Raw genomic sequence first — 23,587 nt, forward strand, 5'->3', positions numbered from 1 at the left:
CGATGTCGCGGCTGGAGACGTCGTTGCCGATGGTGTAGCCGACGATTTCCCCGCGGTGGAGCACGACCCCGAGTTCGGGTTCCGGGACGTCCCATCCCGAATCGCCGCGCACCCCGATGGCTTCCGAGGGGCCGACGGTACGTGACGGAGTGGCCTTCATGAATAGCTCCGGGCGGTCGCTGTCGTAGACGTCGATGTACACCTCGGGCTTGCCGCTCTCGGCTTTGCGCGCCTCCTCGCTGATTTGGTACGTGACGCCCGCCGCCCAAACCTCCTCGGCGACGACCGGTTGAAGCGCATCCGCGAGGGCATCGTCCTCGATTCGGTCGGCATCGTCGAGACGATTACGGGCGATGGTGTCGATGGTTTCGCCGCTCGCGTTCGCGGCACGGGCCAGCGCCCGGAACGAACCGAGGTCTGGCGAGGCCGACGTGAGGTCGTAGGCGGTTCCTTCGTCGTCCATCGCGACGAGGATATCTGTCGCTGCACGCTCTCCGCTGGGGAGTCGGTAATAGCGCATACAGAGAGATGAGCGGATGGTGTTGAAATAACTTTCTCCCAAAATATATACAGGTGATGAAAATATGGATTCATCGATCGTGTTCCGACAATATCGGAAGAATACGGTGCGTCTACGTACCTCGGTATTACGAAAATAGTACTGTAATGGTACCGCGTTTTCGGTCACGAACACGGTTCCGAATACGATTTCCATGGTGGACGCCTACGATCCGATAGTATCGGAATTAGCTGTGTGTGAGTACCGAAAACTGATGTTGTTCAGTGATACAACGCGACGGTGACTTGCGGATGTCAACCGTTCGAGTCGTGTTTCGGTGTTCCCGAAGGGTTCGACAGGGGTTCGTTCCGGACCACGCACGCGGCAATCACGTACAACGATATCCGAGAAAATCGTACGCTCCCCGCAGTATCGCTCCCGATCCGCCATCCCGAATCGGTGACCGGAATGGCCGTCTCACGGACTCCTCCGACCATTTTGTTTGGAGAAATGGACATATTTTTGCTCGATAACCGATTCATTTATGACGCACCGAATAAATATCATCGAAGTGTATGACAGACGCTCGCGTCACAGTTCACACAGCGGCGGTTATCGACCGCATCGCTCCCGAGATACACGGCCACTTCTCGGAACACCTCGGACGATGCATCTACGACGGAATCTGGCACGGTGAGGCTGACGAGGAGGACGGCTTCCGCGAGGATGTCGTTTCGCTCCTCTCCGACCTCGACATTCCGGTGCTTCGCTGGCCCGGCGGTTGTTTCGCCGACGACTATCACTGGGAGGACGGCGTCGGTCCGCGGGAGGAACGGCCGCGGCGTCGGAACCTCTTCTGGTCACAGGACACCGACGAACGTCCCGAGGAATCCAACGCGTTCGGCACCGACGAATTCCTCGAACTCTGTGAACACATCGACACCGAACCGTACATGGCCGCCAACGTGGGTTCGGGTAACCCGCAGGAGGCCGCGGATTGGGTCGAGTACTGCAACTACGACGGCGACACTGAACTCGCGGACCGCCGCCGCGGGAACGGGCACGAAGAACCGTACGGCGTGCGATACTGGGGACTCGGAAACGAGAATTGGGGGTGCGGCGGCCAGATGACCCCCGAACAGTACGCCCGCGAGTATCGTCGGTACGCGACCTACGTCGGGAGTATGGACAAACTGATGCTCGACCACAACCTCGAACTCATCGCCTGTGGGTTCGAGAACCACGAGTGGAACCGTCGGTTCATGGACGAAATCGGGAGCAGTAGCTGGGGTGTCGAGTTCCCCCTCGACCACCTCACGCTCCATCACTACTACGGGCGGTCGTTCTCCGTCGCGGAGGCCGACGAGGACCGATACGACCGGTTCCTCGCGGAAGCGCTCGAAATAGAGGGGCACATCGAACGCATCGCCGCGGCCATCGACGCGGTGGCGACCACCCGTGACATCGGCGTCATCATCGACGAGTGGGGAGCGTGGCACCCCGAATCGGTTCCGGAAAGCGGCCTCGAACAGCCCGGTACCGTCCTCGACGCGCTTTCGGCCGCGGCCGTCCTCGACGTGTTCAACGAGAACAGCGACGTGATGACGATGGCGAACATCGCCCAGACGGTCAACGTCCTTCAGTGTCTCATCGAAACGGACGGCGACGCCGCGTGGAAGCGACCGACGTACCGCGTCTTCGACCTCTACGCCCCTCACAAGGGGAACGACGCCGTTCGAACGTCGGTCGATACGCCGACACGGGAACTCGACGGCGGTACTGACCTCCCGTTGATCAACGCGTCCGCATCGACGGACGAGGACGGCACCTACGTCACCGTGACGAACCTCGACTGTCGCGGGTCCCGGACCGTCGAAATCGCCCTCGAAGGGGTCGCTCGAAATCCGGATCATATCGACGCGAAAGTCTTGTTCGCCGATCAACAGCCGAACACGGAAGTCACGGTCGACAACGCGGCGGAATTCGAAGCGACGGACCTCGACGTTTCGGTCGAAGACGGGGTGCTGACCGCGGAATTGGCGGCATCGACGGTCGCTGGAATCTCCGTCCGTTGATCGACCGCCGTCGGTCTCTCGTGTCGCTCGCACCGTGACTGGGGCAGTCCTGACGACCCCTATTGCCCTCTGCGCCTAATTTCCACCGTCATTGTATAAACAACTACTGAGGTTGATAACTTAGGAAAAGTATATACATTATAGACAGTGATATAGCTACTCATGAGCGGGATACATCTCGAAGACGTGGGTAAACGGTACGGAGGCGATATCGTCGCGGTAGACGGATTCGATCTCACCATTCAGGACGGCGAGTTCATCACTATCGTCGGCCCGTCGGGGTCCGGAAAGTCGACCATCCTTCGGATGATAGCCGGATTGGAGTCCATTACGGACGGTACCATCTCCATCGGCGACCATCGGATCAACGACGTACCGCCGCAGGACCGCGACATCGCGATGGTGTTCCAGAACTACGCGCTGTACCCGCATATGACCGTCGAACAGAACATCTCCTACGGGTTGAAACTCAACTCGGACAAGTCCGACGAGGAGATTCAGCGGCGGGTGCAGGAAGCCACCGAGATGATGGGTATCGGGGATCAGTTGGACAAGAAACCGAGCGAACTCTCCGGCGGCCAGCAACAACGGGTTGCGACCGGTCGCGCCATCGTCCGCGACCCGGCGGCGTTCCTGATGGACGAACCGCTGTCGAACCTCGACGCGAAACTCCGGACGCACATGCGCACCGAACTCCAGCGGATTCAGGAGGAGTTGGAGACGACCACGGTGTACGTCACCCACGACCAGGAGGAAGCGATGACGATGAGCGACAGGGTCGTCATCCTGAATCACGGGGAGTTACAACAGGTCGGCACGCCGAGGGACGTGTTCACCCGGCCGAAGAACACGTTCGTCGCCGAATTCATCGGCAGTCCGTCGATGAACTTCTTCGACGTTCGGTTGCAGGATTCGACCCTCGTCGGGCACGATATCGAGTACTCGGTTTCACGGTCGTTCGCCGAACGAATCGTGGACCGAAGTACGAACGACGACCTGATTCTCGGCATCCGACCCGAGCACATGGCGTTCGCCCAAACCGACGACGATAACGGAATCGATGCCGTCCTCGAAGTGCGGGAACCGGTCGGGGACGACAACTATCTCTACCTGCGAAGCGGCGAGACGGAGTTCACGATGCGCGTTCTGGGCGAAGTCGATTACGAGGAGGGCGACAGGCTACGTGTTTCCTTCGACGAGTCGGACCTGCACGTCTTCGATAGGGCGACCGGCGAGAACGTCTTCGTCGGACGGAACGCCGTCCGCACTACCCCCACGGAAACCACGAAACAGGACGCGTAGACCGATTGGAGCACTGGAACAGGACGCATAGATCGATTGGAACACCCGAACAGCAGCGTGTGTGACGCTGGCTATCGTACGGTGGGCTTCGTGGATTCCACGGTCCAAATCCTCTAATGAATCCATATAATATATAATCATACAAAATACTTAAACCATTTCTTAACAATAATTAATACCATGCCATCCACAGAGGGAGCGAACAGTGCGTTAACAAGACGACAACTCCTCGGAGGCGTCGGCTTGGCTGGTACCGTCGGACTGTCCGGGTGTAATTCACGGAGTGTAATCCTGGGGAACTCGGCCGACACGTCAGGGACGACGATCCAGTTTTGGACGCTATTCAGCGGCGGCGACGGAGCGACGATGAAGTCGATCGTGGACCGGTTCAACGACGAGCAACCGATCGGAAACGTCCGGATCGACCGCCAACGAATCCCGTGGGACGACTACTACACGAAGTTGTACACCGCGCTGGTCGCGGACAAGGGACCGGACATCGCCATCATGCATCAAGCGTTGATGGGTCGGTTCCAACGGATGCTCGTCCCCTACAACCCGTATCTGAGCGATTCCACGGCGGACAAGTACGTTCCGACGCTGTGGGAGCGCATGCGTTTCGACGGCGATCAGTTGTCGCTCCCGCTCGATGCGCACCCGATCGGAATCTACTACAATCGGTCGCTCTTCGAGAAGGCCGGTCTCGATCCGGACTCGCCGCCGACGAACTTCGAGGAGTTCGAGCACGCCTGCGATACGATCACGAAGAAAACGGACGCACACGCGTTCGCTCCCACCCCGTACCTGGACCCGATAGGGATGCTTCGGACGTTCATCGCCTTCGACGAACAGCGCGGCGGTCACCTCTTCACCGATGACCTCTCCACGGTGACGTTCGACGACGACGCCGGGATGGGAACCGCCCAGTTGTTCGGCGACATAACCGGGAAGTACGGGTGGGACATCCCGAACGCCTCGGAAAACAGGGCTGACATCGCGTTCCAGGATAACAAGATGGCGATGACGATGAACGGGACGTGGTACGCGGCGGTTTTGGAGTCGCTCGACGGGTTCGATTGGAGCATGTTCAAACCGTTCGTGGCACCCGAGAAGAAACGGAACGTTACCCAATCCGGAAGCCACACGGTTATTCTGCCCCGAAATCCACATCGGGACGAGCGGAAAACGCGGGTCGCGGTGAAGGCGGCCGAGTGGATAACGCAGAAAAATCCCGTGTGGGGAACTCGGGCCGGGCATTTACCGGCCGCAAAGGACGCGTTGCACTCGAAGGCGTTACGGAATTCGCCGTTGTGGCCGAAATCGCTCTCCAAGTTCTTCCAGATGGCGAACAACGACCGATTGGCCTACCTCCCACGGACGCCGTTCAACGTCAACAACTCCTCGACGTGGAGCTTCTTCCCGGACATCTACGCGCACAACGTGTCACCGAAGGCGGGAATGCAACGTGGAGCGAACTCGATTCAACGGTTGATCAACGATGTCGATTAAGGACAGATTCGGAAGCGGCGGGCGGAATCGGTTGAGAGAGAGCCTCGGACGGCGGGAGACGATCGACGGAATCCTGTTTTCCCTCCCGTATCTCGCCTTCTTCTGCTTGTTCCTCCTCTATCCGCTATTACAGGGCCTGTACATGAGCCTCTTCGAATGGGACCCCCTCTTCCCCTCGGAGTCCCAGTTCGTCGGCCTCGGAAACTACGCCGCGATGTTCGGAGACCCGGCGTTCTGGAATGCGCTGTCGAACACCGTCTACTTCGTCGTCCTCACCGTCCCGACGATGGTGGTCCTGAGTCTGGCGTTGGCCCTCGGGGTGAACCGGAAGGTGTTCGGACGGCGGTACCTGCGGACGATCTACTTCAGCCCGTACATCCTCACCGTCTCCATCGTCGGTATCGTCTGGTCGCTGTTCCTGGCGACCGGGTTCGGCCCCGTCAACTACTATCTCGGCTTCGTGATGGACAGTCCCCCCGATTGGCTCGGTTCGCCGAGACTGGCGATGCCGATACTCGCCGTGGTCACCGACTGGTGGCTCCTCGGGTTCAACTTCGTCATCCTGCTGGCCGCACGGCAGAACGTCCCGGAGCGCCTGTACGAGGCGGCGAAACTCGACGGTGCGGGGACGTGGCGGGCGTTTCGCGACATCACCCTTCCACAGATGCGCAACGCCATCGCGTTCGTCATCATCATCCAGTTCATCCAGCAGTTTCAGGTGTTCGGACAACCGTACGTGATGACCAACGGCGGACCGAACGAATCGACGACGACGCTGGTGTTCTACCTCTACAACGCGGCGTTCAGCCAGCAGCGGTTCGGCTACGCCGCGGCGATCGGATATCTCCTGTTCGCCATCCTCGTCGGGGTCTCCTACGTCAACTACCGATACATCGGGAGTGATTCAGCATGAGCAACTCGAACGTCGGCCGGACGAGTCGTATCGGATCCACCATCACGGTGCGTACTATCGCGGTCCACGTCGGATTGTACGGCGTCGCGTTCCTCTTCCTGCTCCCGTACATCTACATGCTGTCGCTGTCCCTCCAACCCGAGAGCATCGCCATCAGTTCGACGCCGCACCTCATCCCGCCGAAGATCACCTTCGCGAACTACACGGCCCTGCTCGACGGGTCGCTGATCGTTCCGTGGGTGATCAACACGTTCATCGTCGCGACCGTGGCGACGGTGCTCGTCCTCATCGTCGATTCGATGATCGCGTTCTCGCTCACGCGGTTGGACTGGCCGGGACAGTCGATACTGTTGAGCATCATCGTCGCCAGTTTCCTCGTCCCGTTCTACGTGAACCTGGTGCCGCTGTTCACCATCGTCGCGGACTTGGGGCTGGTCAGTAGCCTCCTCGGCGTGATCCTTCCCGCGGTGGCGAACCCGCTCGGGGTCTTCCTGCTCTATCAGTTCTTCCGGGACATCCCCGACGAGTACGACGAGGCCGCCCGATTGGACGGCTTCTCCAACTTCCAGATTTACGCCCACATCATCCTCCCGATTTCGAAGCCGATACTGTCCGCGCTGGCAATCTTCGTCTTCGTGTTCAACTGGAACCAGTTCGTCTGGCCGGTGGTGGTGCTTCAAAGCCAGAGTTCGTTCACGCTCCCGCTCGGACTGGTGGTGCTTCGGGACACCTTCACGTTCCAACCGGGACTCACCATGGCTTCCGGCGTCATCGCCGCGCTCCCGCTGTTCATCCTGTTCCTGTTGTTGCAGGACAGGATCATCGAGGCGGTGCAGTTTCAGGGGGCGACCGGATGATCGCTCCCCACACGAGCGTGGAACGATACCGACGCTCGCTCCGGCGGACGGCGGCGTTCGTCTACCACAACAGCACGTGGCTCGTGGTCGTGAGCGTCTGCTGGGTCGTCGCGTCGATACCTGTCGTCACGTCGGGGGTCGCCACGCTCGGTGCATTCTCGGCGATTCGGTCGCTACGGAACGGCGACCGGCCGCGGTGGGGGGTCGTCACGAACTCGCTGCGCCGTCAGGGAGTGAACGTGACGCTGATGAGTTTCGTCCCCGTCCTCCTCGTGGCGGGTACGGCGCTGTACATCGTCCGGTACGTCGAAACCGGGTCGGTTCGGTCCCTCCTCCTCTCGATTGCCGGGGTGTATCTGGTCTTCTTCCTCCTGTTGGTGGTACTGACGACCATCGCTCGCCTGTCCGACGGCGACGGGTTCGTGGAGGCGGTGAGCGGCGGTTACGGATGGGTGATACACGACCCGCTACGCTCCGCGATGAGCGTGGTGACGATGGCCGGTATCGTTCTCGTCGGCATCGCGTCCATCGTCGGGACGGTCATCATCGTCCCCGCGCTCCTGTTCAGCTTCCACCTGCAAGTCGTGGATGGTGATGGCAGTTCGCCGCCGACCGTCGGCGAGGGCGACCACTCAGCCGATACCGACCGTCCGGCCAACGGCGACGTATCACTCGCCGCCGGGAACAACAATTAATACGGTATCACGTGAAACGAACGTGATGGACGATTCCGTACCACGGCCGGAGTATCCGCGCCCCCAGCGGCGACGCGAGCGGTGGCGCAATCTGAACGGCGAATGGGAGTTCGAAATCGACGGCGGAGCGAGCGGCCGCGCCCGAGGACTCCCCGAAGCGGACTCGCTGGCGGAGACGATTACGGTACCGTTCGCGCCGGAAAGCGAACTGTCCGGCGTCGAACACACGGATTTCATGGACGCCGTGTGGTATCGACGGGCAATCGAGGTTCCGGAACGGTTTCTCGACGGACGATTGTTCCTGCGGTTCGGTGCGGTCGATTACGAGACGGAAGTCTGGGTCAACGGGACGTCCGTCGGGACGCATCGCGGCGGTTACACCCCCTTCGCGTTCGACGTCACCGATGCCGTCGAACCGGGAACGAACGTCGTGACGGTCTGTGCGGAGGACGACGTCCGTTCGACGCTCCAACCCGCCGGAAAGCAGAGTCAGGAGTACGCCTCCAGCGGCGTGAAGTACACGCGAGTGACGGGTATCTGGCAAACGGTGTGGCTGGAACCGGTTCCGGAGACGTACGTGGAGAGCCTTCGATTCCAACCCGACCCCGAGAACGACACGTTGCACGCCGACGTCGAGTTGGCGGGGACAGTTCGGGCGGGGACGCTCACAGCCACCGCCACGTTCGACGACCGCGTCGTGGGCGAAACGACCGTGAGAACCGACGGTACCTACGCCGGGATTTCGCTACCGCTCGACGAGACGCACGTCTGGACGCCCGACGATCCGAACCTCTACGATCTGACGATGAAATTCGTCGTGGACGGTGAGACCACCGACGTCGTGGAGAGTTATTTCGGCCTCCGGTCGGTGACGCTCGGGGACGACCGCGTGTACCTCAACGGCGAACCGGTGTTCCAGCGACTGGTGCTTGACCAGGGTTACTATCCCGACGGAATCTACACCGCCCCGTCCGACGAGGCGCTCCGGAGCGATATCGAACGCGCGCAGGAACTCGGATTCGACGGCGCTCGTCTCCACGAGAAGGTGTTCGAACCGCGGTTCCTCTATCACGCGGACCGGTTGGGATACCTCGTCTGGGACGAACACGCGAACTGGGGGATGGACCACGGCCGTTCCGAAACGTTGGGACCGTTCCTCCAGGAGTGGCTGGAAGTCGTTCGACGCGATTACAACCACCCTGCGCTCGTCGGATGGACGCCGTTCAACGAAACGCAATCCCACCAGAACGACGACCTCCTGCGGACGGTGTACCGTGTCACGAAGCGGTTGGACCCGACGAGACCGGTCATCGACACCAGCGGGTGGTATCACGTCGAAACCGACCTCGTCGATGCCCACGACTACGAACAGGACCCGGAAACCTTTCGCGAAACTTACGGCGAGATCGACGGCCCGGTCGAACCGACCGGCCACAGCCACACCGAGTGGAGCGACGATTTGAGCTACGTGAGCGAGTATGGCGGCATCTGGTGGAACCCGCAGGCCGAGGACGGGTGGGGATACGGCGACCGCCCCGAGGACGAGTCGGAGTTCTTCGAACGCTACCGAGGCCTGACCGAGACGTTGCTCGAAAACGAGGCGATGTGGGCGTTCTGTTACACGCAACTCTACGATGTCGAACAGGAAACCAACGGACTGTACACCTACGACCGCGAACCCAAGTTCGACGCCAAGCGACTCCGCGAAATCAACGAGCAGGTCGCGGCCTTCGAACGCACCTCGTGACGATTGCGGCGGGTCGCCCCGTTTCGTCCTCACATGTGTCTCATGTTCACCTCGATGATGTTGGCCGTCCCGAGGATTTTCTTCGGAAACGTCTCCTCGTACACGGTTCCCTGCATCCTGTTCTTCGGTGCCGAGATGCTGACCGCTCCGGCGACCCGCCCCGAGTCGGTCATCACCGGCGCTGCGATGCATCGAATCCCGTTGAGTCGTTCCTCGTCGTCCGTCGCGTATCCCCGTTCTCGAATCGCGTCGAGTTCGTCTTCGAGGACGTCCCGACTCCCGATGGAGTGTTCGGTGACTCGTGGAAGCCCGTGCTGGGTGAGGATGTCTTCACGCCGGGAGTCGTCCATGAACGCCAGTATCGCCTTTCCCATCGCGGTCGTGTGGAGGTACACGCGCATCCCTTCGTACGTATCTATTTTGATCGCCTCGCTCCCTTTCTGCTTCATCAGGAAGACGCCCATCCCGTTCTCCTCGACCATCAGATTGGCGTGCTCGCCAGTCTCGACGGCCAAGTTCTGTAACTCCGACTCCGAAACCTGGAAGATGCGCGAATTGATCCGTGCGTATCCACCCAGTTCGAGGAACTTCGTTCCGATCCTGTAGGTGCCGTCGTCGTTCAGTACGTATCCGAGTTCGGTCAGCGTCTGAAGGTGGTCGTGAACGGTACTCGTCGGCATCTCGAAGTGGTCCACTACCTCGCTCAGGGTCGCGCCTTCCAACTCCTTGAGGTACTCGACGATGCCGAACGCGGTCGCGGTCGATTTGATTTTCGTGCTTGATTCGATGCCCATATTTTACGAAGATAGCCATCTTTTAAATAATTTTCCGCTAATATCGGACGAGTTCCGGGGAGGAAGATGATCGGTCATTCCGGAAGTTCGTCCCCGATGGACGATCCGTTTCGCGGACATACTCCATGCGGACGACCGAGGGATAAGTATTATTACGGTCTTCGCAAAAGGAAGAGGTATGTCGGAACTGCGCATTACCGACGTGGCAACGTATGTCGTAGCCAACCCATGGAAACCCTGGGTGTTCGTCCATTTGGACACCAACAAAGGGATTCAGGGGCTCGCAGAGGCGACGACGCATGACAAACCCGAGACGGTCGCTGCCGCCATCGAGGAGATGAGCGACTTCTTCATCGGCGAGGACCCGTTCTCCACCGAACGGCTCTGGCTGGAGATGTACCGCGACGAGTGGTTCTCGAAGAACGTCGTCAACACGACCGTCTGTTCGGCTATCGATATGGCGTGTTGGGACATCAAGGGTAAGGTGCTCGACCGCCCCGTGTACGAACTCCTCGGCGGGAACGTCCACGGCGACAGGATCAGGGCGTACGCCAACGGGTGGTACACCGAGACGACTGACGACACCGATACGTGGCGGGAAGCCGCAGAGCAGGTCGTCGCCGACGGCTACGACGCCATGAAGTTCGACCCGTTCGGAAAGTCGTGGCAACGGATGGACCGCGAGACGTTCAACCACGCCGTCGATGTCGTCGGCGCGGTGCGGGAAGCCGTCGGTCCGGACGTGGACCTCCTCATCGAAGGCCACGGTCGGTTCACGGCCGGACAGGCTGTCGAAGTCGCAAATGCCCTCTCGGAGTTCCATCCCACGTGGTTCGAAGAGCCGTGCCCCCCGGACTCCATCAACAGCCTCGGAAAGGTGGCCGCGAAGTCGCCGATTCCCATCGCGACCGGCGAGCGGCTGATGACGAAGTACGAGTTCCGCGACCTGCTGGCGAACACGGACGTCGATATCGTCCAGCCGGACATCATGAACACCGGCGGCATCACGGAGGCGAAGAAGATCGCCGCGCAGGCCGAGGCGGAGCACGTCAGCTTCGCACCGCACAACCCACAGGGGCCGGTCGCGACGGCGATTTCGGCGCACGTCGACGCCGCGGTTCCGAACTTCATGATTCAGGAGGTCTTCCAGACGTACGACGTCGAGTGGGTCAACGACCTCCTCGTCGACCCCGTCGTCGTCGAGGACGGCCACATCGAGATCCCACAGCGACCCGGACTGGGCGTCGAACTCGACATGGACGTCGTCGAGGAACACTCCTACACGGGCGCGAAGGACGAGGTACACACCATCAACCTCTTCGAAAAGAACTGGGAAACCCGTTCGTTGGTAGACTGATGGGTTACCGACCGGCGAACCGTTCGAAGTAACGTCGAACATCGAACGGTAAACCGTACCGAATCCGATGTCGAACCGTACCGAATCGGCTATCGAATCATACCGATTCAGAAATCGTCCCGTTCCGAATCGGATCGTTCGACTCCGGTGCTACCGTTTTTCGAAAACCGTCACTCCGTCCCACGAATCCGCCCGTGAGCACTCGCCCACTTCTCGGGCGTGACTCCGTGCGTTCGTTATTCCGTTCGAGGAACGTCCACGTCGGCGACGACGTCGCTGAGATGCTCGGTGAAGAGCCCGACTTCGACGCCGAGGGTGAGGTACTGAACCCCGGCGTCCATCCACTTGTTTGCGGTCTCCGCGTCGTCGGCGAACGCGCCCACGACGGTCTCCGTTTCGGCGGCGCGCTCACACACCCGTCGCATGAGGTCCTCGACACGGTCGTCCGTCACCTGTCCCGGAATCCCCAGCGACTGCGAGAGGTCGTATGGCCCGAGGAAGACGACGTCGATCCCGTCGACCTGCAGTATCTCGTCGATGTTCTCGACGCCGCGTTCCCCCTCGACTTGGATGACCAGAAGCGTCTCGTCGTTCTGGTCCTCGGTGTACGATTCGCCGCCGACGTAGTCCCCCGCGCGGACGTACTGGGAGAGACCCCGGCTTCCGAGTGGGCCGAATCGGGCCGCCTCGACGGCCGCTTCGGCCTCTTCGCGCGTCTCCACTTGCGGAACTTGTACGCCTGCGGTGCCGATGTCGAGCGCGCGCTGAATCTCCGATTCCGTGTTTTCGCGGACGCGGACGATCGGTGCGACGTCCTCGTTCTGCGCGGCGGTCGAGAGTTCGAGCGTCGTCTCCGCCGTCAACGGTCCGTGTTCCTGGTCGTAGACGACGAAATCCATTCCTGCGACGCCGATCATCTCCGAGACCATCGTCGAATCGAGCAATTGGAACGTACCGACGACACACTCTCCACTGAGCAGTCTCTGGCGAAACGAATCTGCGGACATATTACTAGTACGCCCCCCGACTGCAATAAATATTGCGTAGGATCGAATAGAATTGACTGTTTTCCGGGGTGTTGAAGGCTATGACGTCGTTTCGATATTCTCGGATGCGCCGAAAGAGCCGTTTTTCGTCCCCCTCGCGTGACGTTTCGTTCATATCGTCGTCTCGATGTCGATAGTCCGGTTTCGACGGGGGTCAGTCCCGAAGTAGTAATCCGATAACGTCGGACGTGACGACGATTATCGTTATAAATACCCTATCCGTAACAAATATTAGTGTATGCTAATATATCTCATTGCATGGTTGGTGGAAAGCCAGTGTCTACAGCAGAGAGCAGACGACTGTATCTGAAAACGGTCGGCACGGCCGGTGCCGTCGGGCTAGCCGGATGCCTCGGAGGCGGGAGCGGTGGCGGAGGTGGTGATACCGACGAGTACAAGGGGGCGAAGATAACGTTCGCCACCAGTTCGCTCTATACGGAGGCGTGGCAGGATATGGCCAAGAAGTTCGAGAAGGATCACGACGTGACCATCAACGTCACGTCGTACGCCCAGAGCGAGATGCTGTCGAAGCTCCAGAATCAGCTTCGGTCCCGTCAGGCGTCGTTCGACGCGTTCATCTCCGACGTTATCTGGACCGGGTCGCTGATGAGTCCCGAGTTCGTCGAACCGCTCGATAAATATCTGAACAACTCGAACCTCGGGATGTCGAATTACGCGTACGACGACCACCTCGACATCTTCGCCCAGTCCTACGGTCAATGGAAGGGGAAGAAATACGGGTTGCCGTGGTACGGCGACATCATGGATCTGACCGTCCGCAAGGACGTCCTCGAAAAACACGCGAAGGAGTACAAACGGAAACACGACGAGGAGATACTTCCGCCGTTCCCGAAGGGATACGAGGACTACGACCACTTCAACCGCGTCGCGAAGTTCATGCACGACAAGGGGTGGCCGATGGGACTCGAAGGAAAGCGCGGGTGGAACCTCGTCTACTACTACCCCAACCGGTTCGCGGCCGAAACGGGCCAACAGCGTATGCTCACCGAGGACGGGAAGCCCCGGCTGGACGAGAAGGGTGCCGTCAAGGGACTCGAACAGATGTTGAAGCAGAAGGATTGGGCGTTGAACCCCCTCTCGACCGGCTACACCCAGAGCCGCGACCAGTTCCTTTCCGGGAAGACGTGGGCCGTCGAACAGTGGGGAACGGCGACGAAGAAGTTCGTCGATAAGTACGGTTGGGAGGACGGCGTCCGCGTCTCCCTTACCCCCGGCGGCTATCCCAACCTCGGTGGATGGGGTATCCTCATCAATTCCTTCTCGGAACAGAAACGCAAGAACGCGGCGTTCGTGTTCGCCCAGTGGGCCACCTCGAAGAAGATGGACAAATACGCCTACAAGCAACACGGCGTGACGCCCACCAGAGCGTCGTCATACACCAAGCAGATAAAGGAGCGATTCCCCCAGTCCCAGTACTACGACCCGGAGGAGAATCCGGGTATCCGGACGCCATCGCTCCGCCCACGTAATCCCAAGTATCAGCGACTCGGCGACGCGATGCAGGTTCAGATCAGCCAGTCGCTCTCGGGCGGGCCGGGAGCCGAGAAGACGATGAAGAACATCAACGACAAGTGGAAGAACATCATGGGTGAGTGAGTATCGTCGCCATGAGCACATCGAACACCCTCTCGAACTGGTGGAACGGCTTCAGCCGTGACCGGGACGACGAACGGCTCATCGCGTGGCTGTTCGTCGCTCCCGCAATCGTTCTGTTGGCGATGGTCGCCATCTACCCGTTCGCCCAGATGATCTACGACAGCCTGTTCGGGTTCACGCAGGCCGGGGAGCGCGCGGCGTTCGTCGGCATCGCCAACTACGGAACGGTGCTTTCGGACCCTCGCTTCCTCAACGCGACGGGGTTCACCGTCATCTTCGTCGTCGTCTCCGTCGCCATCGAATTCCTCCTCGGCCTCGGCGTGTCGCTCCTGCTTTACAGCGCGTACATCGAGCGACGCCAACTGCTCGTGACGCTCAGCATCCCGCCGATGATCATGAGCCCCATCATCACCGGGCTGACGTGGCGGATGCTGTTCAGCCCGAGTTACGGCATGGTGAACCATCTGCTGGGTCTCAACATCGATTGGATCGCTTCCCGGCCGTGGTCGCGCGTGGCGCTCATCGTCGCCGACGTGTGGATGTGGACACCGCTGTTCGTGTTGGTGTTCACCGCCGCGCTCCAGTCCATCCCCGACGTCTACTACGAGGCCGCGGAGGTGGACGGGATGAGCAAGTGGCAGCAGTTCAAGTGGATCACGCTCCCCCAGATGCGGACCGCCATCGTGGTCGTCATGCTGCTCAGGATCGTGCGTGCGTTCAAGGTGTTTCCCAAGGTTCAGGTGCTCACGCAGGGCGGACCGGGGGCGTACACGGAGACCATCGCCATGATGACCTACAACTACGGGTTTCGCTTCTTCCAACTCGGCGTCGCCAGCGCATCTGGCGTGCTCTACTGGCTGTTGATGTTCCTCACGGCGTTCGTGCTGTTCAAATCGGTCGCGGAAGGGCTGATCAGCCCGGAGGAGGACTGAGATGCGACTCGCGACGCTTCACGATTACTCTGACCGGTTCGTCCGCGTCAGCATCTACACGCTCGTCGCGCTCTGGTTGGTCTGGGTGTGGGGTCCCATCCTATGGGACCTCTTCACCGGCCTCGCGGTCAACCCCCGGACCGACCCGCCGCGCTTGATTCCGGCGAAGCTCACGCTCGAACATTACTATAAGATATTCACCAGCGGAAACATGCTCACGTACATCCGGAACAGCGTGATCGTAACCGGCGTCAGCACGTCGGTCTCGGTCGTGGTCGGTGCGTTGGCCGCCTACTCGCTCACTCGGTACGACCCGGGTGACGGGCAGGTCAGTTTCTTCGCGCTCAGCATGCGCTTTTTGCCCCCAATCGCGGTGGCGATTCCGATGTACACCCTGTTCCTCGGCTTCGGTTGGATCAACACCTGGCAGTCGCTCATCGTGGCGTACCTCACCGTCGGCATCCCGATATCGACGTGGATACTGCTCATCTTCTTCCAGAACATCCCCGAGGAGTTGGAGGAGGCGAGTCGCGTCGATGGGTGGTCGCGCATCCAAACGTGGCGGCGGGTCGTCCTGCCGCTGGCCGCACCGGGCATCTCCAGCGCCGCCATCCTCACGGCCATCCTGATGTGGAACGAGTACGTACTGGCGCTGGTGCTCACCACCACGAGCAAGGCACAGACGGTGCCCATCTATTTGGCAGGATTCGTCACCACCCGCGGCATCCTCTGGGGGCGGATGGGGGCCGCGACGGTGGTGGCGATGACGCCGCTGCTCGTGCTGACGTTCATCGCGCAGGACCGACTCGTCGCCGGATTCAGCCTCGAATAGCATCCATCAACCGATTACACATCGACATCAAACATGACACAAACCGAATTAGACGACCTCAGAAAGGAGTACGAAGACGTAGTCGCCGTCAACGATTTCTCGCTCACGCTAGCCGACGGGGAATTCCTCGTGCTGTTGGGCCCGTCCGGGTGCGGCAAGAGTACGACCCTTCGGATGACCGCCGGACTCGAAACCGCCACCAGCGGGGACATCGTCGTCGACGGCGAACGGGTGAACGACCGAGCACCGGCCGAGCGCGACTTCGCCATGGTGTTTCAGGAAGTCGCCCTCTACCCGCACATGACCGTCCGAAAGAACATCTCGTCGCCGCTTCGTGCCGCCGGAGCCGATTCCGGAACCATCGAGGACCGCGTCGAACGCACCGCGAGCATGCTCGACATCGAGGAACTGCTCGACCGGAAACCGAGCGAACTCTCCGGCGGCCAACAACAGCGTGTCGCCATCGGTCGCGCGTTGGTTCGCGAACCGCGGGCCTTCCTGCTCGACGAACCGTTCTCGAAGCTCGACCAGAAGCTCCGTACCGGACTTCAGAAGGAGCTCAAACGCCTCCAGGATCAGACGGGCGTGACGACGATGTTCGTCACCCACGATCAGGAGGAAGCGATGGTGCTGGCCGACCGTATCGCCATCATGAACGAGGGACGACTCCAGCAGGTCGATACGCCCGAGACGGTGTATCGGAAGCCAGCCAACCGCTTCGTCGCGGATTTCATCGGCAACCCGGTGATGAACTTCTTCGACGTGGTGAGCGATGCTGGAACCCTCCGTATCGAAGGCGTATCCTACCCCGAGGCACCGAGCACCGTGCCGGACGGAGCCGATTCGATGGCGGTCCGGCCGGAGGACGCCGACCTCGTTCCCGCCTCCGACGTCGCGTCCGACGATCACCTCATCGTCGAGGTGGACCTCGTCGAGATGCGCGGGTCGGCCACGTACCTCATCTGTGATTTCGACGGCCGCGAGGTGACGTTCACGCAGTCGAACGACGGGATCGCCGAGGAAGGTGACACGCTGGCGCTCGAATTCGACTTCGGCGACGTCAACTTCTTCGACGAACGCGGTGATCTCATCGAACGCACATCGGAGCGGAACGTCCAGTCCACCCGTTGACCGTCGAACGAGGTGAAGGTTCGTCCAAATCGATCTCGCCGATGTTTACGGGCGATACCCACTCTTTTTCGGATCGTCGGATTCGATTCCCGTTCGTCACGACCGATTCGGGTACGACGCGGTATCGGTCCGAGGGACGTTTCCATCCCTCCTTCGATATTGTCGGATATCTCGGTGGATCGTCCGGCTATCGATCTCTATCCAAGGATACCGTACCGTATCCCCCGATTCGGCGCGACGTACATTACAGTCTTATTCATGTAATGATCTTTGATTCGTTCGATTTTGTGACGACGTCTCTCATGGGCGGTGAGTGTACGGGTCCGACGATATCGAAGCCACTCCTCATCCGATCCGTGTACGATACCATATCGCGTTCGTTCACGGGGCAACATGAACTATTATGGGAGCGGCGTGGGAGTAGTCGATATGGAACTACAGGAGCACTTCGATGCCCCCGGATCGAGGGATTGGCAAACGGTGGACGACGGAACCGTCCGATTCGCGCTGGTCGGCCTCGGGTGGTGGACGAACGACTTCGTCATCCCGGCCGTGGCCGACTCCGATCTCTGCACCGTCACCGCCGTCGTCAGCGGAAGCATCGAGAAGGCGGAACGGGTCGCGTCGGACGTCGAGACGGTCGAAGCGTCGATGACCTACGACGAGTTCGTTGATGGCGAGGCGACGGAGTCGTACGACGCCGTCTACATCGCCACGCCCAACTCCTACCACAGGGAGTACGTCGAGGCTGCCGCTCGACACGGCAAGGACGTGCTCTGCGAGAAACCGATGGAGGCGACCGTCGAGGACGCGGAGGCGATGGTCGACGCCTGTGACGATGCGGGCGTGACGCTCATGGTCGCCTACCGGATGCACACCGAACCCGTGGTGAGGCTGGCACGCCGCATCGTCGCGGACGGTTGTATCGGCGACCCGCGATTGGTGCAGGGGATGAACGCGCAACCGCTGTTGGAGATGAACGCCGATCCCGATCAGTGGCGGCTGAACTCGGAGCTTACAGGGTACGGAACCTCCGTGATGGATCTCGGGATTTACCCGCTCAACACCGCCCGGTTCGTTCTCGACGCCGACCCCGTTGCGGTCCAGTCGATGATGAGTTCGGAACACGAGGCGTTCGCCGACGTTCCCGACGAGCGGGTGACGTTCGGCGTCAGGTACGACGACGGGACGCACGCCGCGTTCGGCGCGAGCCAGAACGCCTTCGACACCACCAGCCTCGATATCGTGGGAACTGAGGGTGAACTCACGTTGAAACCGGCGTTCCACATGGAGACCACGCTCACCGTCACCACGGACGATCGGACGTACGAAGCCACGGTGGAATCGGCCGACCAGATGGAAGAGGAGTTCGACTACTTCGCGAATCAGATTCTCGCCGGAGGGGACGTTTACGCCGACGGTCGCCACGGACTGCTGGATATGCGAACCATCGCAGCGATCCACGACGCTGCCGACCGAGACGAAACGATCCAACTGTAAGCACGCCCGTTTTCCGTCCGCAGTTCGTCGATGGTCCGGGAGCACGGTACTCTCTGGGATGTCTCTCCTCGTTTGATCGAAGTAACCATGATTCAAGATAGTATAGAATAATCTATCTATTCAAAAATAGCATGGGGGAGTTAAAAAGGTTTCCCAGAACCATTCTCCGATGGTCGTTCAGTTCGGCCGTTCCACTCCTGCTCGCATACTGTTTCACGGCATCCGGTAGCTCATCGATTCGCCGTACCGAGGGGGTGTATGGGGCGGTCGTTCACTGACCGCCGTCGGCCGTCCGCAGATACTCGTCGAGTTTCGTGGCGGTAGCCGTCGCGAATTCGTCGTCGTTGATCGCGGCGTCGAGTTCGATCAGTTCCACGTCGTCGTCGAGGTTCTCCCGCAGGGCGTCGAACAGCCTCGAATCCGCCTCCGGATCGTAGAAATCCTCCCCTTCGACGTCGATGATCGAGACCCCATCGAGCGGGAGAAACAACGCGGTCGGCCCGGTGGCCGCGTTCAGTTTCCCCGCGATGATCTCGCCGAGTTCGGCGTTTTCCTCGGGCGTCGTCCGCATCAGCGTCACTTGGGGATTGTGGATGTGGAACTTTCGGTCCTCGAAGACGTCCGGCACGGAATCCCGTGGACCGAAGTTGACCATGTCGAGCGCACCCACCGAGACGACCTGCGGGATACCCGTCTCGGCGGCGGCGTCGAGGCGTGTTTCCCCGGCACTGAGCACACCGCCGACGAGTTCGTCGGCCCATTCGGTGGTCGTGATGTCGAGCACACCGTCGATGAGGCCCTGGCGAACCAACTCCTCCATCGCGCGGCCGCCGGTTCCGGTCGCGTGAAAGACGATCGTTTCGTACCCCTCAGACTCCAAATATTCGCGTGCCGTATGCACGCACGGCGTCGTCACCCCGAACATGGTGATCCCGACCGTCGGCCTTTCACTGATCGAGATGTCGGGTTCATTGGCCACCATGCCGACCATCGCGAGCGCCGCGTTCGATATCACGCGTCGGGAGAGCTGATTGAGGCCTTCGATGTCGGCGACGGAGTACAGCATCATCACGTCCTTCGCGCCGACGTACGGCTCCGTGTCGCCCGAGGCCATCGTCGAGACCATCAGTTTCGGGATTCCGACGGGCAGCGCACGCATCGCCGTGGTTGCGATGGAGGTGTTTCCCGATCCGCCGAGTCCGACGACCCCTTCGAGGAGTCCATCGTCGTGGAGCCGAGACGCGATGGCAGCAGCGCCGTCACCCATCGTCTCGATGGCTTCCCCCCGGTCGGCTTCCTCTCGAAGGTGTTCGAGACTTGTCCCTGCCGCCTCGGCGACCTCGTGAGCCGACGTGTCCGGTTCGATATCCGGGTCTTCCATCACCCCGACGTCGATCAGGTGGACGTCGATGTCGTGCGCTTCGATGATCTCCCGTGCGAAATCCAGTTCTTCCCCCTTGGTGTCCAGCGTCCCGATGAGTACGACCGCCATGCTAGAACTCTATCCCTTTGAACTCCCGCGCTTGGTTCCGAATCGCCTCCTCGGTCGGCAGGCGTTCCAGGCTCGATGCGCCGAAGAACCCGACGACGCCCTCCGTCTCGTTGAGCACGTACTCGGCGTCGTCCGGCCACGCTATCGGACCGCCGTGGCAGATGACCATGACGTCCTCGTTGACCGCTTTCGCGGCGTCGTGATGGGCCTGAACGCGTTCCGCGGCGTCGTCCAGATCCAGCGACGTCTCCGCACCGATGTCGCCGGAGGTGGTGAGACCCATGTGCGAAACGATGACGTCGGCACCCACCTCGGTCATTTCGCGGGCTTGCTCCTCGGTGAACACGTACGGACAGGTCAACATGTCCTGCTCGGCGGCCTCCTCGATCATGTCCACCTCTTTATCGTAACCCATCCCCGTCTCCTCGATGTTCTGCCGGAACTGGCTTCCTTCGTCGATGAGTCCGACCGTCGGGAAGTTCTGGACGCCCGAGAATCCGCGACGTTTCAGGTCCTCGATGAAGACGTCCATCTGGCGGAACGGGTCGGTTCCGTTGACCCCCGCGAGGACCGGCGTGTCCTCGACGACGGGCAGGACCTCGTGACCCATCTCCACGACGATTTCGTTGGCATCGCCGTACGGGAGCAGTCCCGCGAGGGAGCCTCGGCCGTTCATCCGATACCGCCCCGAGTTGTAGATGATGAGCATATCGACGCCGCCTCGTTCCGCGAACTTCGCCGAAATGCCGGTTCCCGCACCCGCTCCGATGATCGGTTCGCCTCGGGATACCGTCTCTTCGAGTCGCGCGAGCGACTCCTCGCGTGTGAATTTCATAGCCCTCCCAATCTACATCGAGCACGGTATTCAAGATACTCACCACCGAAGGTTGTCGCGCGTGGACTATCGACCGCTACTACGGACCGTCGCCGCGATACAACTATCGTGATGAACGTCGATCGTTTCCTGGGGCAATGACAGACGAGAACTTCGTCAGCAGCGAGGACGTACCGACCCAGATGTTCGATTGGGGAACGCTCAAATGGATGGCCACTCCCGACGTCAACGGATCCGAGCGATTCAGCGCCGGGAGCGTCCAGCTAGCGCCGGGGAAAGGGCACGAGTTACACACGCACCCGGACAGCGACGAGATCCTCTACATCATCAGTGGGGAGGGAGAACAAACCGTCGAGGACGAAACGCGTGAGGTCGGTCCCGGTGAAATGATTTTCATCCCCGCCGGAACCGAACACGGAACGATAAACACCGGTTGGCAACCGCTGCAACTCCTGGCGGTGTACTCGCCACCCGGTCCGGAGGACGTCTTGGCCGACCTCCCGGAGTGCAAAATCGTGCCCGCCGGTGAGATCCCTAGCCGGGACGACTGATACTCCCGTTTTCCACACCGTTTTCTCGGTCGGAGTTACGATCCATTCCGTCGAGTACTGAGTACGATACGTCGCCGCCCGAAAATTTTCACGATCGTTTATGCTATTAGCGGCCCAAGATAGGAGGCGAGCACCATGGCACAGAAAGAAGTCCAACAGGAACTGTCTGTCGACCAGTATACGCTCGGTCTCGTTGGGCCGGATCAGGAGTGGGCGGGAACCGTTGCGGATGGCGGCACGATCAAAACACATACGCCACCGGCTTGCTGGGGGCCGATGATCACCCCGGAGTTTCGGGGCGGACACGAGGTGACACGCCCGATTCGCGTCGAGAACGCGGAGGTCGGCGACGCGATTGCCCTCTCGATAGAGCGCATCGAAGTGACGAGCATCGCGACGAGTACCGGCAGCATGCGTGAGCGTGAGGGGGCGTTCGGTGACGACCCGTTCGTCGATCACAAATGTCCGGAGTGTGGAACCAAGTGGCCGGAGAGCATCGTGGAAGGGACGGGTGAGGGGTCGATCAAGTGTGCCGAATGCGGAGCGAACGCATCCTCGTTCGGTTTCGAGTACGGCTATACGGTGGTTTTCGATGACGACCGGACGGTGGGACTGACCGTCGGGGAGAGCGGCGCTGATGACCTGGCGAATCGGGCCGACGAGGCGATGGCGCTACCCGAGAACTCCCGGCAACACCCTATCCTGCTGTACGAGCCATCGGAGATGGCGGGAACGCTCGGCCATCTCCGCCCGTTCATCGGCAACATCGGAACGACACCGCCGATCGAGATGCCGGATTCACACAATGCGGGTGACTTCGGCCAGTTCCTCATCGGTGCGGAGCACGATTGGGGGCTTGCCGACGAGGACGAACTCGCCGACCGAACCGACGGCCACATGGATATCAACGCGGTCCGCGAGGGTGCCGTCCTCATTTGTCCCGTCAAAGTCGACGGGGGCGGCATCTACGTCGGCGATATGCACGCCAACCAGGGCGACGGTGAACTGTCTCTCCACACCACCGACGTGAGCGGCCGCGCCGAAATCGGGGTCGAAGTCATCAAAGGCCTCGATATCGACGGCCCGCTTTTGCTCCCGAACGAGGCCGACCTTCCGTACATCAGCAAGCCGTACACCGAAACGGAACTCGAACGCGGCGAACGACTCGCCGCCGACTACGACGTCGAAACGATCCACGACATGGGTCCGTTACAGGTGGTCGGCAGCGGTGCGACGATCAACGACGCGACTGACAACGCCTTCGAACGTGCCGGAGCGCTTCTCGATATGACCGAAGGCGAAGTGCGAGCGCGGTGTACGTTCACCGGCGGTGTCGAAATCGGGCGTTTGCCCGGTGTCGTCCAATTGACGATGCTGGCACCGATGGACCGCCTCGAAGACCGCGGTCTCGCCGATTTGGTTCGGGCACAGTACGACTACTGAGTTCGGTGTTTCTTTTCACGACGGTGTCTCGTGTCCGGCACGGAAACCGTCACCGCTATCGGCACCCCCCTGCACGGCGGGAAATACCGTCAGCTCCGCATCGGCCGGACAACGGTCGTCCGAATCGACGCGCTCCCCGTTCACCGAGAAACGGGCACTGGCCCGGAGTTGCCCGTCGGACGCGTAAAGGTGCGTCTCGGCTCGGGGGTAGTCCTCGACGAAGGCAACGAGTGCCTCTTCGACGGTTCCACCGTCGAACGCGAGGGGAACGGTTTTCTCACCCGTTGCACTTCGGAGCGGGCCGTACACGGTGATGCGCATGCAACACGCTACGATGGTGGACACGAAAAGTGATGCGCGCCGAAAAAGATCTGAAAGGGGTCTTGCTTGCGTTTATACGGTCACTCTCGCTCGAATCGAACCGATTTGAGGATTATTTCCCGATCTCAATTATGGACAC

The 23,587-nt window shown here is 60.6% G+C and carries 20 protein-coding genes and 1 pseudogene; 15 read left to right on the forward strand and 6 right to left on the reverse strand.

All coding sequences use genetic code 11. The annotated features are described in order from the left end of the window. Positions 1–520: pseudogene (locus NKF25_RS04915) on the reverse strand (fumarylacetoacetate hydrolase); the annotation flags it as partial. 554 nt (positions 521–1,074) lie between these two features. Between NKF25_RS04915 and NKF25_RS04920 the strand changes: the two are divergent. The 7 genes from NKF25_RS04920 (at position 1,075) to NKF25_RS04950 (ending at position 9,597) form a co-directional block, all read left to right on the forward strand. Beyond that, a complete protein-coding gene (locus NKF25_RS04920; RefSeq protein ID WP_253225590.1) occupies positions 1,075–2,574 on the forward strand; it encodes an alpha-L-arabinofuranosidase C-terminal domain-containing protein in 1,500 nt (499 codons plus the stop codon). Positions 2,575–2,736: 162 nt separating this feature from the next. After that, a complete protein-coding gene (gene ugpC, locus NKF25_RS04925) occupies positions 2,737–3,876 on the forward strand; it encodes a sn-glycerol-3-phosphate ABC transporter ATP-binding protein UgpC (protein ID WP_253225591.1) in 1,140 nt (379 codons plus the stop codon). Between the two features lie 180 nt (positions 3,877–4,056). Next, positions 4,057–5,385, forward strand: a complete 1,329-nt coding sequence (locus NKF25_RS04930) for an extracellular solute-binding protein (protein WP_253225592.1) — start codon at positions 4,057–4,059, stop codon at positions 5,383–5,385. After that, entirely contained in the window at positions 5,375–6,298 is a 924-nt protein-coding gene (locus tag NKF25_RS04935; RefSeq protein WP_253225593.1) for a sugar ABC transporter permease, read from the forward strand. Before NKF25_RS04930 ends, NKF25_RS04935 begins: the two co-directional genes overlap by 11 nt. After that, positions 6,295–7,155, forward strand: coding sequence for a carbohydrate ABC transporter permease (locus tag NKF25_RS04940; RefSeq protein WP_253225594.1), 861 nt, complete (start codon positions 6,295–6,297; stop codon positions 7,153–7,155). Before NKF25_RS04935 ends, NKF25_RS04940 begins: the two co-directional genes overlap by 4 nt. Continuing rightward, positions 7,152–7,850: a hypothetical protein gene (locus tag NKF25_RS04945; RefSeq protein ID WP_253225595.1), complete on the forward strand. Its 699-nt coding sequence runs from the start codon at positions 7,152–7,154 to the stop codon at positions 7,848–7,850. Before NKF25_RS04940 ends, NKF25_RS04945 begins: the two co-directional genes overlap by 4 nt. 25 nt (positions 7,851–7,875) lie before the next feature. Beyond that, entirely contained in the window at positions 7,876–9,597 is a 1,722-nt protein-coding gene (locus tag NKF25_RS04950; protein ID WP_253225596.1) for a sugar-binding domain-containing protein, read from the forward strand. Between the two features lie 29 nt (positions 9,598–9,626). Here NKF25_RS04950 and NKF25_RS04955 read toward each other — a convergent pair whose 3' ends face one another. Continuing rightward, the gene (locus NKF25_RS04955; protein ID WP_253225597.1) at positions 9,627–10,391 is read right to left on the reverse strand and encodes an IclR family transcriptional regulator; all 765 of its coding nucleotides are present in this window, start codon (positions 10,389–10,391) and stop codon (positions 9,627–9,629) included. 178 nt (positions 10,392–10,569) lie between these two features. On the opposite strand from NKF25_RS04955, the gene dgoD reads away from it, so the two are divergent. Beyond that, positions 10,570–11,748, forward strand: coding sequence for a galactonate dehydratase (gene dgoD / locus NKF25_RS04960; protein WP_253225598.1), 1,179 nt, complete (start codon positions 10,570–10,572; stop codon positions 11,746–11,748). A gap of 236 nt (positions 11,749–11,984) precedes the next feature. Here dgoD and NKF25_RS04965 read toward each other — a convergent pair whose 3' ends face one another. After that, a complete protein-coding gene (locus NKF25_RS04965; protein WP_253225599.1) occupies positions 11,985–12,755 on the reverse strand; it encodes an aldolase/citrate lyase family protein in 771 nt (256 codons plus the stop codon). A gap of 315 nt (positions 12,756–13,070) precedes the next feature. Between NKF25_RS04965 and NKF25_RS04970 the strand changes: the two genes are divergently transcribed. From NKF25_RS04970 to gfo6, 5 genes are all read left to right on the forward strand, one after another. Next, entirely contained in the window at positions 13,071–14,411 is a 1,341-nt protein-coding gene (locus NKF25_RS04970) for an extracellular solute-binding protein (RefSeq protein WP_253225600.1), read from the forward strand. 11 nt (positions 14,412–14,422) lie between these two features. Next, positions 14,423–15,343 (forward strand): sugar ABC transporter permease, encoded by a 921-nt coding sequence (locus tag NKF25_RS04975; RefSeq protein ID WP_253225601.1) that lies wholly within the window; start codon positions 14,423–14,425, stop codon positions 15,341–15,343. 1 nt (position 15,344) lies between these two features. Continuing rightward, the gene (locus tag NKF25_RS04980) at positions 15,345–16,175 is read left to right on the forward strand and encodes a carbohydrate ABC transporter permease (RefSeq protein ID WP_253225602.1); all 831 of its coding nucleotides are present in this window, start codon (positions 15,345–15,347) and stop codon (positions 16,173–16,175) included. Between the two features lie 33 nt (positions 16,176–16,208). Continuing rightward, complete coding sequence (locus NKF25_RS04985) at positions 16,209–17,306, forward strand: ABC transporter ATP-binding protein (protein ID WP_253225603.1); 1,098 nt, start codon at positions 16,209–16,211, stop codon at positions 17,304–17,306. Between the two features lie 429 nt (positions 17,307–17,735). Beyond that, complete coding sequence (gene gfo6, locus NKF25_RS04990; RefSeq protein WP_253225604.1) at positions 17,736–18,806, forward strand: D-xylose 1-dehydrogenase Gfo6; 1,071 nt, start codon at positions 17,736–17,738, stop codon at positions 18,804–18,806. A 271-nt stretch (positions 18,807–19,077) separates the two neighbouring features. Here the strand turns inward: gfo6 and NKF25_RS04995 are convergent, their stop codons facing one another. Together NKF25_RS04995 and NKF25_RS05000 are read right to left on the reverse strand one after the other, a co-directional pair. Next, positions 19,078–20,298 (reverse strand): Tm-1-like ATP-binding domain-containing protein, encoded by a 1,221-nt coding sequence (locus tag NKF25_RS04995; protein ID WP_253225605.1) that lies wholly within the window; start codon positions 20,296–20,298, stop codon positions 19,078–19,080. A gap of 1 nt (position 20,299) precedes the next feature. After that, positions 20,300–21,133, reverse strand: coding sequence for a phosphoenolpyruvate hydrolase family protein (locus NKF25_RS05000; protein ID WP_253225606.1), 834 nt, complete (start codon positions 21,131–21,133; stop codon positions 20,300–20,302). A 137-nt stretch (positions 21,134–21,270) separates the two neighbouring features. Between NKF25_RS05000 and NKF25_RS05005 the strand changes: the two genes are divergently transcribed. Further along, positions 21,271–21,684, forward strand: coding sequence for a cupin domain-containing protein (locus NKF25_RS05005; protein WP_253225607.1), 414 nt, complete (start codon positions 21,271–21,273; stop codon positions 21,682–21,684). Positions 21,685–21,819: 135 nt separating this feature from the next. Beyond that, complete coding sequence (locus tag NKF25_RS05010; protein ID WP_253225608.1) at positions 21,820–23,127, forward strand: acetamidase/formamidase family protein; 1,308 nt, start codon at positions 21,820–21,822, stop codon at positions 23,125–23,127. Between the two features lie 15 nt (positions 23,128–23,142). Here the strand turns inward: NKF25_RS05010 and NKF25_RS05015 are convergent, their stop codons facing one another. Continuing rightward, on the reverse strand, positions 23,143–23,448 hold the full coding sequence (locus NKF25_RS05015; RefSeq protein WP_253225609.1) for a MoaD/ThiS family protein: 306 nt from the start codon (positions 23,446–23,448) through the stop codon (positions 23,143–23,145). Positions 23,449–23,587 lie beyond the last annotated feature (139 nt).

This window comes from Haladaptatus sp. AB643 (assembly GCF_024136975.1).
In the GTDB taxonomy this organism is placed as follows: Archaea; Halobacteriota; Halobacteria; order Halobacteriales; family Haladaptataceae; genus Haladaptatus.